Source organism: Alphaproteobacteria bacterium LSUCC0396 (genome assembly GCA_041228345.1).
In the GTDB taxonomy this organism is placed as follows: domain Bacteria; phylum Pseudomonadota; class Alphaproteobacteria; order Puniceispirillales; family Puniceispirillaceae; genus UBA3439.
The window spans coordinates 548784-562303 of sequence record CP166131.1; the positions used below are offsets into that span (position 1 = coordinate 548784).

11 protein-coding genes and 1 tRNA gene are annotated in these 13520 nt (G+C 44.2%); 7 read left to right on the forward strand and 5 right to left on the reverse strand.

Annotated elements, in window-relative coordinates; all coding sequences use genetic code 11:
* Positions 1–3 precede the first annotated feature (3 nt).
* On the forward strand, positions 4–861 hold the full coding sequence (locus tag AB8881_02755) for a hypothetical protein (GenBank protein ID XDZ63819.1): 858 nt from the start codon (positions 4–6) through the stop codon (positions 859–861).
* A gap of 108 nt (positions 862–969) precedes the next feature.
* On the opposite strand, the gene AB8881_02760 is transcribed toward AB8881_02755, so the two are convergent.
* Positions 970–1401, reverse strand: coding sequence for a DUF6538 domain-containing protein (locus tag AB8881_02760; protein XDZ63820.1), 432 nt, complete (start codon positions 1399–1401; stop codon positions 970–972).
* A 609-nt stretch (positions 1402–2010) separates the two neighbouring features.
* Here AB8881_02760 and AB8881_02765 point away from each other — a divergent pair.
* From AB8881_02765 to AB8881_02780, 4 genes are all read left to right on the forward strand, one after another.
* Positions 2011–2463 carry a hypothetical protein gene (locus tag AB8881_02765; GenBank protein XDZ63821.1) on the forward strand — a complete coding sequence of 151 codons (453 nt, stop codon included), beginning with the start codon at positions 2011–2013 and terminating at the stop codon, positions 2461–2463.
* Between the two features lie 119 nt (positions 2464–2582).
* Entirely contained in the window at positions 2583–3446 is an 864-nt protein-coding gene (locus AB8881_02770) for a DMT family transporter (protein ID XDZ63822.1), read from the forward strand.
* Between the two features lie 102 nt (positions 3447–3548).
* The gene (locus AB8881_02775) at positions 3549–4427 is read left to right on the forward strand and encodes a DMT family transporter (GenBank protein XDZ63823.1); all 879 of its coding nucleotides are present in this window, start codon (positions 3549–3551) and stop codon (positions 4425–4427) included.
* Positions 4428–5156: 729 nt separating this feature from the next.
* Entirely contained in the window at positions 5157–5375 is a 219-nt protein-coding gene (locus AB8881_02780) for a hypothetical protein (protein XDZ63824.1), read from the forward strand.
* 6 nt (positions 5376–5381) lie between these two features.
* On the opposite strand, the gene AB8881_02785 is transcribed toward AB8881_02780, so the two are convergent.
* Together AB8881_02785 and AB8881_02790 are read right to left on the reverse strand one after the other, a co-directional pair.
* Complete coding sequence (locus tag AB8881_02785) at positions 5382–6521, reverse strand: DUF6538 domain-containing protein (protein ID XDZ63825.1); 1140 nt, start codon at positions 6519–6521, stop codon at positions 5382–5384.
* A 364-nt stretch (positions 6522–6885) separates the two neighbouring features.
* Positions 6886–8943 carry a calcium-binding protein gene (locus AB8881_02790; protein XDZ63826.1) on the reverse strand — a complete coding sequence of 686 codons (2058 nt, stop codon included), beginning with the start codon at positions 8941–8943 and terminating at the stop codon, positions 6886–6888.
* Positions 8944–9539: 596 nt separating this feature from the next.
* Here AB8881_02790 and AB8881_02795 point away from each other — a divergent pair.
* Both AB8881_02795 and AB8881_02800 read left to right on the forward strand, forming a co-directional pair.
* Positions 9540–9758 carry a hypothetical protein gene (locus AB8881_02795; protein XDZ63827.1) on the forward strand — a complete coding sequence of 73 codons (219 nt, stop codon included), beginning with the start codon at positions 9540–9542 and terminating at the stop codon, positions 9756–9758.
* Positions 9759–10380: 622 nt separating this feature from the next.
* On the forward strand, positions 10381–11718 hold the full coding sequence (locus AB8881_02800) for a hypothetical protein (protein ID XDZ63828.1): 1338 nt from the start codon (positions 10381–10383) through the stop codon (positions 11716–11718).
* Between the two features lie 219 nt (positions 11719–11937).
* Here AB8881_02800 and AB8881_02805 read toward each other — a convergent pair whose 3' ends face one another.
* Positions 11938–13305: a tyrosine-type recombinase/integrase gene (locus tag AB8881_02805; protein ID XDZ63829.1), complete on the reverse strand. Its 1368-nt coding sequence runs from the start codon at positions 13303–13305 to the stop codon at positions 11938–11940.
* A gap of 78 nt (positions 13306–13383) precedes the next feature.
* Positions 13384–13470: transfer RNA gene (locus tag AB8881_02810), tRNA-Leu, on the reverse strand.
* Between the last annotated feature and the right edge of the window lie 50 nt (positions 13471–13520).

Sequence of the window (13520 nt, forward strand, 5' to 3'; positions counted from 1 at the left end):
ACTATGTCACATTATTTGAAAATTTTGTTTTCAGCATTGTTTGTTTTTTCAACGTTATCATTATCAGCCAATGCTCAGACAATAGTAAACGAGAACGCCATGGCTTTCTCCGCCTGTCCCGCAACCGGTGACATGGTGGCAGAAGATGGAGAGTGCCGCGTCACGCCATCAACGTTTTCGACAAAGATATATGAAATTGGGTTATGCACCGCACACCCATATGGTGCGGCAAAAACAAGCGCAACATTTGACGCTTCAACTTGTGTTGTGATTTATACCGATGCAGCCCCTGCTGCCGTCGACCTTGCGGCTGCAATCGGAACCAATACGTCTCTTCCCGGAACTGCATCAGCGCCACCTGAGGGAACTTATGGGTTTCCGTATATTAAGTTAGGAACAGATTTTACAGTAGCTGGTTCATTTACAAACACACCGACTGGTGGAGTAGCAACCACCTACTACAGCCGTAGCAATGGGACCGTTGGCACTACTGCGCCAGCAGTTGCGAAAACAGACTCACTGAAAAACTTTGGTGATGACGATTGCTCATCGGGTTATGTGGGCGCTGCAGTTGTTGGTGGAACTATGGACGGCTTCATCACCAATACTGCTTTTACAAGAAGTACTGATACTGACAAGAGCGGCGACCCGGTCATCTGCAACAAAAGTGATAGATTAGTCGCGGTTATGAATCTAGCGGCGCCCTTCACCGTTACGAGTCAAACATATGCGGTAAACTTTAACTTTATTCTTACTAACTATGGAGCTCAGTTTGTTGATGGAAACAACACTGCCGGCGCCCCTGAAGAATTTGCAAGCGCACCCTTTGCTGGTTACTTTACTGTGCTAAATGCTGACTAAACAAAGACTCTAAAATTTAACCTAACAAACTCTGATACTGCCGCCAAACAAAATGGCAGTGGTATCAGAGAAAATTTGGCTGATGGCAGCCGAGAAATTATGGACATTTTATGCATCACCAGTCTCAATCATTGTGAGGCTCTTATTTTCGAGACAATCCTTCAAGTACCCAATGTTCCGGGAAGAGCTTTGGAAAAACAAGCTAGCCTTCCCTGTTCCCTTTAGGCTTTGATAGCAGCGAAGCGCATCATCCAAACTTAGTGAAGTTTTCTTATCATTCGGTCGCAAATCAGCATTTATTAGAGATAACCCGAGTTCACGCGAATGAATCTGCTCAAGCCTCAAGCTATCCCAATAACGTTCTAGCCTATCAGACAGTGTCATCGATAAGCTGCGAGCCTTATCTGCTGATTTTGTCTTGAGTGATACTTCAACACGGCGCTTATTGAAGCGTGCCTGCAGGTCCGTAGGAACTGCGCGAGAGAAGTAATAAATGTCATTTCTTTGATAAAAGTATACCGGAGACCTTGTCCACACCATAACGTGTACCACCCTGCTCTAAAACATTAACTGTTTAGATACAGTTACTAGGCCACCGATCCGCGGTTCTTGAAACTAGGAAATGGTGCGGCCGAGAAAATCTATTATGCCTTACGTATGCACCATCACTGACCTGAACATCAGCAATACTCACATATTATGTGTCACTGACTCACTGTCAACAGGCACGTAATCTTTCACAGTTTCTTTCACAGTGAATAGAAATCTTCGGGTAATGGAATAAGCCTACATATCCTTATCGTTATCAGTACAGGGTAAGTGAGATATGTAGGTGATAGATACATATCCTTGTTAAGGACACCTGACTGTTAGCTTACAGTGCCTTAACAATCCCAATGTCAATAACACCTAACCACCTATGGGGCGGCGGGCGCCACCCCCCAGCCGCACGTATATATAAATGGACAATTACACAGATCAGTCTTTAAAAGTGTTAACCACTATCAGTTGTCATTCTTGTCATTTGTGTCATTTTTAATGAAGGCGTGCTTTGGATTGTGGCTAGATTAATCAGTCTAGGTTTGTCAGGTAATATCTGAGTAGTTAATTGGAAGCAAAATGATTATTGTATTTTTTAGGGCCTGACGATTGGTACGTGCTGGTCTTCTTATTCACCTGATCATGACTACTATTGCCGGAATTTATCCTGCCAGTGCGGCAGACTCTGCAAGGCGTGATATTTCCTGTGGCAATTACCGCTACATCATAGAGAAATCTTTATTTGGTGTTAATGTCAACATCATGAATATTAATGATAATATTATTGCCTCAACCGAACGTCCTTATTGTCAATCAAACCCCGATGCTCAGATGGTGGCTGAACTTTCAGTAGATGGTGATGATATATGGTGTGTTGAAAAGTTCTTTATCGTGATGGATCGAAAGCCCATTGCAAAAACTTCGCGTTTGCTAAGCCTCACTCTGGACCGCGTCTTTGAATATGACTATTTGTGGCAAGCTGGTGACTGGGTAAAAGCTGACACACGGACCATTACTTGTGCCAGTCACAAAGAGCCTAAAATGAAAAAAATCCCCGATTAGGACTGGTAATTTCTCGCCTCGCTCCTTTGTTGTCCTATCCTATTGGTTCTAACCGCGCAGGTAAGTGAACTCAACCATTAGCCTCGCAAAAGGCGCTTTGATTAGTTTGTGAGGAAATTATGAGTGCAAATCTGAAAAGTATAATCCTAATGGTTATTGGGATGGGTTGTTTAACCTTAGGTGATTTGCTGATCAAAATCGCCAGCCAAACATTACCGCTCGGACAGGTAATGATTATATTTGGTGCCGGCTCAATAACAGTATTTTTGGGGGTTATGCGTATTGAGGGTGAGTCTGTTCGGCTATCGCCATTCACTAATCTTGCAGTAGTGTTGAGAAATATTGGTGACCTTATTGCCATAAATGGTATGTGCTTGGCATTAGTATTTGTTCCCATATCCACTATTGGGGCAGTGATTCAAACTGTACCATTGATGGTTACCGCAGCCGCAGCTTTGTTTCTTGGCGAGCGAGTTGGCCCACGGAGATGGTTGGCCATTCTTATTGGTTTTTTAGGAACTCTGCTTATCATCCAGCCGGGTGCTGCTACCTTTGATATCGCGACAACCCTTGTATTGATTGCTGCAGCAGGTATGACGTTACGAGATATAACGACCAAGCTGGTTCATGAAAATTTTTCAACTCTGCTTCTGTCCTCGTATACGTCTGTACTATTTATAATAAGTGGCGGCGTTTTACTCATAATCTCAGGTGGAGCCAGCATACCTGATATAAAGATGATAGCCATACTTGTAGCAATGATCGCCTGCGGTTCTTTGGGTTTTTTCTTTACAACTAAGGCTGTCAGGTTGGGAGATGTGTCTGTTGTAATCCCTTTTCGTTACACTCGACTTCTGTTTTCTGTGGCGGCTGGCATTTTAATTCTTGGCGAGCAGGTAAATTTGATCATGCTAATTGGTAGCGCTTTAACGATTTCATCTGGCCTTTACATTTGGCGCAGAGAAATTGTTATTCAAAATTAAAATAGGCGTGGCAAGAAATTGCCTCGCTTTCTCATACAGCTTTCGATTAGTGTTTTTTTCAAAATGAAATAATCCTATTTTCCTCATAAATTCAGAGCAAAAATGACAAAGCCTATTGCTACAATATTAGTCCTTTTTGGGGCTTCAATGATGAGTTTTGTTGGGGTCCTGATGAGGCTGCTCGATGAGGCTACGGGGTTCCAAATTCTTTTCTATCGGTCAATTAGCCTCACATTAATGGTTTTGCTGGTCGTCTGTATTCGGCGCAGAACCACTCCTTCATTTTTCATCAAATCAATTGATAAGCATGACCTGCTGATGGGAGGCTGGCTTTCAGTAGCCTTCACCACGTACATTTTCTCTATGCTCTGGAGTTCAGTTGCATCAACCCTATTAATCATCACTATTGCACCGTTTCTTGCTGCAGTAATTGCTTGGAAGTGGATTGGTGAAACTCCCCACCCTGTTACATGGCCAACCATGATCGTTGCAACTTTTGGCGTGGGCTTAATGGTTTATGATGGGGCTAATCTTGGTTATTCACTGGGAAATATCAGTGCATTTGTCTCTGCATTATGCTTTGCCATAATGCTAGTTGTAGCAAGGCGCAGTCAAAAAACGGATGTTTTAGGCGGAACGTTCATGGCTGGCGTATTTAGCGTTTTACTTGGAGCCATAACCGCAGTTGTTTTTGATGGCAGCCTTAAAGTCAGCCAATCAGATATTTCAATTATTTTATTTATGGGTGCCTTCACTATTGGTCTTGGAATCGCTTTGGTAACAACTGGAACAGGATATATCCCTGCTGCAGAGGTAAGTCTACTTGTGTTGATTGAAAGTGTTTTGGGTCCAATTTGGCCGTGGGTGTTTTTAGGTGAACCAATCACTATTTATGAAATTATCGGCGGAGTAATTACACTTTTAGCCGTAGCTGCCTTCACTATTTATAGTCGTAAATCACGAGTGCCTTTATCTGATTGAGTTAACCCCCGCCTCCCAATGACACAAATGACAAGAATGACAACTGATCTATAAACCTCTGCCAATTCTTCTCATGGACGACTTTCCATTTCCTTTGTCATTTCTGTCATTCCTGTCACATACCCATTTAAAAAGATCACCAATAATGCATCACGTATTAGGCACCGGCTTTGCCTAAACACGTTTATGGGCATTTTAGTGACTCATTGAATTGCACTTAAATGGCAACTGATAGTGGTTAACACTTTTAAAGACTGATCTGTGTAATTGTCCATTTATATATATGTGTGGCAGGGGGGTGGCGCCCGCCGCCCCATAGGTGGTTAGGTGTTATTGACATTGGGATTGTTAAGGCACTGTAAGCTAACAGTCAGGTGTCCTTAACAAGGATATGTATCTATCACCTACATATCTCACTTACCCTGTACTGATAACGATAAGGATATGTAGGCTTATTCCATTACCCGAAGATTTCTATTCACTGTGAAAGAAACTGTGAAAGATTACGTGCCTGTTGACAGTGAGTCAGTGACACATAATATGTGAGTATTGCTGATGTTCAGGTCAGTGATGGTGCATACGTAAGGCATAATAGATTTTCTCGGCCGCACCATCTTCTCATCTAAACACCTGATATGTCGGCACATTATGTGCAACAGATTAGGCGTGTGAAATAGACACTCACGAAATCTGATGCTCCATCGTACTTACAGTAAATTGAGTATCAACATGGAATTTTTACTTCTTTGGGTTCTTGGTGGAAATGTATTGGACAGCGGTCTTCGCTATGAAGATGCTGGCAGCTGCTACGCTGCTGCTCAGAACAGCGGTAAAGACCTCCAAGAAATAGGCCTGTCTCCACCCAAGTTCACTTGTGTTCCAGTTGCCGAAGGCAAAGAATTGAAACTGCTGGTTCCTGAACAGCAAGGTTCACGCTTTCCATTCTGATACAGATTAGAGTCTCCTCATCCACTTCTCTAAGACCTCTAATGGATACCCATTCCCATATCCATGACCTACGCCAGAGGTCTTCCAGCCTCCTATTGCATCAACAATATCCGATGGACATTCCACGGCTCTTAAACGGTCACGAAGACTATGTCTAAAGCTATGAATGACACAGTTGTCTGGCACGTATTGATGCAGCCATTTATTAAGACCACCACTAGCTGAGTTGGCTTTACAGCTTGCTGCATCGCAGTATCTAGGAAAAGCAAAGATACTATCATTGTTGGCCTCTAGAAGCCTCTTAGACGCCCACAGAGTAGCCCCAACAAGCGGAATACATCTGTGACTGCCTTTGGTCTTTAAACTCCTCCACGGATGAGGTTTAAGGTCTATGTGAGGTATACAGTCATCTAGTTTTATGTCTTCTTTCAGTAACCCAGCTGCTTCTCCTAATCTCATGCCAGTGTCACTGATAAGAGCAATGAGCCACCGCATCTCATCGTCTATGTCTTTGCACAGAGATTGCACCCTCTTGATGTCTTGAATGGATATTGGCTGTCTTGATTGAGCATCATCATCATCAGGAAAGTAAGTCTTGGCAAAGGCATTGGAACAATCCAGCCCCTCCTCTGCTATCGCTAGGTTCACTATGGCTCTTATTGATGAAAAGACACGCTTGACTGTCTTAATACCCATACCTTTATCAATACACCAATCACGAAACTGAGCAGCTTCATTGGAGGAGTAAGAGGATATGGGTCTATCGCCCAAGAGTTTGGTCACATAGCTAGTGTTACGATTGGCGGTTCTTATGAACACCTTGTCTTTACCCACGCCTTTCAGCCGCAGGTATAACTCACAGGCTTCAGACAGAAGTAAACCATCATTAACAGCAGAATCACTTGATTTGACCACTTGAATAGCAGGTATATCCATATTTTGCAGTCGCAAACCAAGCCAATAATCCTCAAGGCGTTGGTTTATTGATTTGCTTGCACGAACAGCTACAGAGGCTGATTTGGTTTTAAGGCTGAAGCAGAGCCTACTCACATTATAGTAGGCAATTAGGTCATAAGGTATGTGACGAACATAATAGTAAACACCATCACGATTCATCACGTGTTCGGGAGCAAATTTCTTTCTCATTCTATTTCACACGCCTAATCTGTTGCACATAATGTGCAGACATATCAGGTGTTTAGATGAGAAGATGGTGCGGCCGAGACGCAATGTGGTGCGGAATCATTAGTGTCTAACTAATTGAATCATATAGACAGTTGTAAATCTTGGCAAGAGGCTTGTGATACCGATTGTGACACCTTTTTAAGGCTAGGGATTTTAGGAATCCTACTTCTAAAACCAACCCCCATACCCATCGAAATCTCACGGCTTCAAAAAAGGGGGCTAAAAGTCAGAGGTGTTGTTCTTGTTGTTAAAATCACACAGCAGTTGATGCAAGGGCAAAAAAGAGAGGCGCATTATCACGCCTCTCCGAGTTGTTATTGTAATGTCATTTTTTAGGATTCATGGTGAACATAAATATTTGCCCACCTGCATCACCGCCGTGCGCTTCCACAGCTCCACTCGATTCTGGACGAGCCTGAACCACTCCAATGTAGGTTTGCTCTGCGGTGCTGATTTTGCTGCGAATGTCCTGACGAGCCGTTCCTTTCAATTCTTCCATGGAGTAGAAAGAGCCATCAGTTTTCTTTGCAATTAGTGCAGTTACAGGCCATGAACCTGAAAATTCGGTTGTTCCTGGCTTAGTGAAAGCGCCACCCAGTGCAGATACACCCGCTTCATAACGTGAGCTGTATTTACCGCCGGAAATTGCTAGAAGATGGGCATCAGTGACGTTCATGTCATCGTCGATTGTCAGCACATATTTGCGTTCGCCGAAGTCATTTCCTGAGTCTTCGTCTACAATCAAATAGTCACCGTCTGCTGTTTTAGCCCAATAAAGTCCATCAGGATCAACCATCTTAGCGACACCTTTTTCCATATGGATAGACGCATCACCACCTTTCACCTTACCTTCGCCACCAACCTTTAGAGTTAAAGCGCCATCCACAGCTGCAACAGCCCGTTTGACTGAAACATCGAGAAATGCAGGAAGCTCACCCTTAGCTAGATTAAGAGCCTCAGCAAGGTTGCCAAGGTCAAAAGCAAGCAAGCCGCCTTCGTCAGTCATGTTTTGGAAATAACGCGCAGCCCCTGAAGGGTCAGCAGCAGGGTGTTCTGTTTTTGTGTCTCCATTAAAGAAGGCATAACCTTTTGGCTGTTCCTCTTTTTGTTCCCATAACATCATCTCTGTGTCTTGCACGGCGAGTGGTTTATCAAAGCCCTGCCATTGATAAGATGTTGGATAAAAACGACCATTGAAACTATTCGGAGCATCCTTGTTTTTCATATAGTCATCAACCATTTTTGCATCGAGTTTTGCCTCAATACCCAGTTTGGCGAATGTCTCACGAGCAAGTGCTAATCCATAGATTTTGCCATATAACAGGCCATTTCTCGCAAGGAATGCGTCACGTTCATTTGCTGTTGCATAGTTAATTTTGCTGCCATCTGCTCGGCGGTCTTTAATGCCAACATAAATACGATTCGGCGCTGGTTCTTGGCCATGATTGTAGCCAGCTGCCACGATAACCACGTAATCCTTATGGCCTGAGTTGATTGGCATTAGCTTTTCATAACCAGTTTGACCGAGAGCGGGAACCGTATATGCGGTCCGATTGGCAATATCCACGACAACACTCGCCAGACCCAGCGTTGATGCCGAGTCATGTTTCCCAGCAGGGAACATCTGCCCAATTTCCCACTCCTCAGCGGTCAGCCAGACATCGTCTCGAAAACCAATACCTTGACCATATTTATTCGCTTGCTCGTACCACGCTCCGCAGAAACTCTGGAAAAAATAATCAGCTTCGCTCAGGCGGAAATTCGGCTTAAACTGAACAAGTGTTCCGTCGGGTCGGGTTTGGTTGCCCCATTTGCCAGACAGGTAGGATGGGTCGAAAGATGGTGCAGAGACAATCTCGCCGAAACCGTTATATACTGTGTCAAATAGTTTCCCTGAGCCTTTTACCATCCCCTTTGCGGAGTTTGCATTCTTCATAAAGTCTGCAAATTTTGCTCTATCATAATCGATGGTATGGATGTGGGAGCCTGTGAAGGTTACACCATTCTTCATTCTCCAGGGATATGTTTCTGGCCGTGGGGCGCGGCCCATCGTTGCATATGACTCACTTTGATAGATCACCCTTACAGTTTCATCATCTGTGAGCATGGCTGCATGACCATCTGGATAGCCTGTCAAAGTTTCACCAGAAACAACGTCAACTTCGCCAACAGTTGCAATAGCTTTGAAGCTGGCAAAAGGAAAATTTGTATTAGCGCTTTCACCATCTTTCAAAGGCTTTGTTGCAAGACCAGCCTCAGGAATAAGAGCAGTGGTCTCGCCGATTACTTTTTGCGAGCCGTGGCTGCCAGCAACCGCTGAAAAAACAACTGAAGTAGATAGCAAAGTGGTGCTTAAAAGCGCAGTGAGAATTAGGTGTTTCATTTAGGAAGCCTCTCAAAATGAAGCGATTGGGAGGCTCTTCTTTCCAATTTTTTTATTTCACCTATGTTACCGAAATATTAAATTTTTGCTATTGAGGCATCCCCTCTGCGTCGCAGGACAAGGAAGACAAAACATATAAGCTAATCAGGCTTTAAGTTCTATTATAAACAGTATGATATTGCGCTGATATTAGAGGCAGAAATACTGATTAAGAAAATTTTTTATGGAACACCCACTATGTCTTGCAGCTGAATTTAAAGTTATTTTCCAAAGGTTGCCGTATCTGAACCACCCACTGCCAAGTCATTCAAGTCCAAAGGCTGATTGATGCAGAGTTTAATGTCAGCCAAATTGAAAAAAATTAACCGAGAATTAAAATTATTATAAGACGCGCTTCAGCCAATTATGACACGATTCGTGCAACTTTGGAGGGGTTGCTGAATATTTGAGACAAGCCTCACCGTTCTAGTAAACTTTTAGAATCAGTTGCTTAATGAAGTGGCTCGCTCTTGTAATAAATCTGCAAAGTTCGGTTAATCTACTCCAATGCGCAGAAACCGTTAACAAATAGTTTTGTTACAAAAATGGAGCTGAAGATGAAAAACGCTGTTCCCCTTAACACCATAGCAAGCACATATAACGTGTCCATTCACGAGTTGTTACTTTTGGTTAGCTCGATGAAGTTAGATTTGACTTATGTAGAGGGTATTGCATTTGTAAACGCCAGCGATTTTGAAGTTTTAAACACTGTAGAAGACATTTTCATCTACACGTTCGCTGACAGGCATAACTTATCGTCTAATGCCGAACTTTGATTTCGTGAGGGTTTGAGACTGCAAAAGTTTGGTTTGTTTGGTGCCTCAGTGACCCTCGGCCGTTGGTGTAGCCATCAAATATTAAGAAGATGTTATGTTAATATTACAATCAAGTGAAGAGTTGCACTGATTTTTTGACCACAGACCACAGCACACCCCCGTACCCTTCGTAATCTCACAACTTCAAAAAAGGGGCTAAAGGCTCTGGTTCTTGTTGTTCTTTTTGTTTCTGAGAAAATAAACACTAAAAGATAAGACAGCAAACAAAGCTATACTTCTCAGCTTCAGTCTGCCTTGGCCTAAGGTTCACTTAGGTTCCAGTGGCCTTTGGTTACTCTGGTCTGGTCTGTTTAATGGTGGTGTAGGAGGTGTAGGGTCAAGACCTTCATTCCAAAGAACCATTGTTCTTTAGAACCTATAGTTCACCCCTACACCCACTACACCTTTTTGTTTGGACTGGGGAACTAAGGTTACTTTGGGCCAAGGTTACTCTGGCCTATAGAACCTATGACCTTAGTTTCAGTCTTGATTGTTAATAATTAACTACGACACCTTCTACCTACTGCCTATAGTCAGGCAGGGGCGGACCGGAGTATACTAGTACGCATAAGGATGTGTACTCATGGAAGATGATTACGAAGACATCAGCAATGCGGCCTTTATGGCATTTAGCACCAAAGCAACCTCAGACAAGGCCAAGCAGCTTGTTGTTGAGGTGTTGCATCTCCTTCAGCAATCCGAACAGAGAAAACGCAAGCGTAAGGCAACAGACCAAGCCTCATTTGAACTTGGTGTTGAATTGGTTGTGTCTGACTTGCTCTCCACGTTAGCCAACAAACGTTCATCTTGGGTTTATCGGTCTATGTTTAGAAACACCTTCTCTGGTGAACCTATCGGAGCAGACACATTCAACAAAATCATAAACCTGATGCAAGACAATGACCTCCTAGAGACACACAAAGGCGGAAACGTAACAAACCCCTTCTATGACCCAAGCACAAGTTCACCAAAGTATATTCCAGGCAAAGCCAAGAGGTTCAGGCCATCAGAAGCATTGCTGTCTCTAGCTGCTTCCTATGAAATTAACGGTGATAACTTCTACGACCACTTCACAGTCTCTCTCCCTAAGAAGCCTATCAGGCTCAGAGCCGCTAAAGGCAGCTTTAAGTCACGCATGGACCGAGGGCCAGCTATGCGGTTCGAAGAGACAGAGCAAACAAAAGCCTTAACCGGGCAAGTACACAGCCTGAATGAATATTTGATAGACCACAGTCTCGAAGGTGGAAACTTTAATGGCTACATCAGAGGCTTTAATGAAGGTAATCACCCTGCCTTCAATTGGGATAGAGGTGGACGTCTATACGCTGTTGGCGCAGACAGCTACCAGCTGCTAAAGAAAGCCGAAAGGCTAAAGATGAAGATTGATGGCAAGCCAGTAGCAGAAATCGACATCAACGCTTCATTCTTGAGAATATTCCATAGCCTTATAAACCAGCCCCTGCCAGACCGAGATGACCCCTACACAGTTGATGGCCTTCCAAGGGATGTCGTTAAGGCTTGGGTCACCGCTACCTTTGGGCACGATAAGTTTCATCAGTCTTGGCCACCTAACTTGAACAAGCGTCTGAGGGACGATGGGATTGACACATCAAAGGGTATGTCGATGACCAAAGTCCAAGAAAAGGTGGTTGAAGCCATTCCATCCTTCAAACTCTGGAATCCACAGGAACATGGGTGGCCAAGCCTAATGTTTCTTGAGAGCGAGCAGATGATTACTTCAATGGGGCAGCTGCGAGACAACCACGATGTGCCAGCGTTTAGCATCCACGACAGCGTTGTTGTTCCAAAGGAAAGCGTTGAAATTGCTACAGCCGTTTTACGCGAAAGGTTCGAAGGCCGCTTTGGACTAGAGTATCGTTTTACAGCGCATTTTTCCAACAATCAGAGTGTCGCGATTTAAGACTCACTGAAGCCTCTTTATTGGGTGTTTGCTAGCAGAGTATGTCGCAGCCTGTAACACCGCTCAGTGACTCTCAAATCGCCGTTAAATGGCACCCCAAGTGTTGTGGTTTGGTTGCTTTGTTGGTGACGTCTAATCATTCAGGCTGACAAGGTGCTTGAAACCGCATTTCTTCGTCAAAGACCAACCCCCATCCAAATAATTTTCTCAAAAATACAGCTAGATAACGACCTGTTCCATGTACCTATGAAGCCTCTCCAGAGACGACCCTTGGCCATAGGTTTGACCAACGCTGGATTTAGACCATCCACCTATCTCATCCATTACATCTTGAGGACAATCGACCTCTCGCAGCCTATCCCTCATAGCGTGTCTAAAACCATGAAGAACATACTGAGGCGGAATATGCTCCTTCATCCATTTGTTAAGACCATTGCTAGCAGAGTTACTGTTGGTGCTGGCTTGCTTGTTGTACCTTGGGAAGAGGAACGGCGTATTGTTTCCAAGAGAGGCTTCTAAAGCCTTCCTAGCGGCCCATAGAGCCACGCCAACAAGAGGGACGCGTCTCTTGCTTGTCTTTGTCTTAAGACGCCTGTTGTCAGTCTCCTCAACGATAACGTGAGGAACTTCAGCGCCAAGATCAACGTGGCTTCGCTCTAATCCAGCAGCCTCTCCAAGTCTGAGGCCAGTGTCGCTGATTAAGGCTATCAACCAACGCATATCATCGTCTATTTCACGACAAAGCCCTTGAATATGAGCAATATGTTCGACTGGTATCGCTGGTCTCTCTTGCGGCTCTTGTTTCCTATATCGAAGACCAGCAAAGGGGTTATCCAGCTTTAGTGAATGCTCCTGATTCGCTAGATTAAAGACCGAATTAACAGAATCCATGGAGCGTTTGACGCTGGAAGTAGACAAAGGCGACTTGTTCAGTGCTTGGTCTGTTTCATCGTAAAGCCAGTCTTTGAATTTGTTTGCATCTGTTCTGGTGTACTCAGACAAAGGCTTGTCACCTAATACCGACAACAATCGTCTAATCGGTCGCTCTATATGGTTAAGGTCATTCTTGGATTTACCACTACCATTCATCTGATGATGAAGAGAAAGAGCATCTTCCCAATGCCAAGCCTTTCCATAGTTCAACTGGGTTGCGGCCTCTCTGATGATAGCAGTCTCTTCAGTCTCTTCTCTAGAGCCATAGCGAACTTCATCTAGCTTATCCTCGTACAACTCAAGCATAAGTTCGATGGCTGTAAAAGATGTCTCACGGTCAATCTTGCCAAGAGACTTCTTTGCTTGCCCTGGCTCGAATCCATGGCTCTCAAGGAAGGCTGTTGCCCTTTGACGCAAGGTTAATGGAATAGAACGGTCATCAGGATTACGGAAATAAGCCCACAGCGTGTCCAACTGCTGAGTAATACGAATTGCCGCAGCTTCTGCTTTAGCAGCCTCATGTGTCTTTAGTGATTGAACAAAGAACGACAGTCCATCATGGTGACCCTTGAGGTCATCAGGGATGCGTCTTCTGTAATAATACCGACCAGACGGTTTTCGCAGAACATACTTCAAATCGAGCCAAACTCGCATTTGTGATACCTTTGTGACACCTGTTATAACAACATAACTGGCTAAACACTAGGGTTTCCGGCACTTTTTGAAGAGAAATGGTGCGGCCGAGAAGACTCGAACTTCCACGGGGGTTAGCCCACAGCGACCTCAACGCTGCGCGTCTACCAATTCCGCCACGGCCGCACGTTTGAAGCACACCCTATATGTCACCTTCATGCTGAATTATCAAGCCT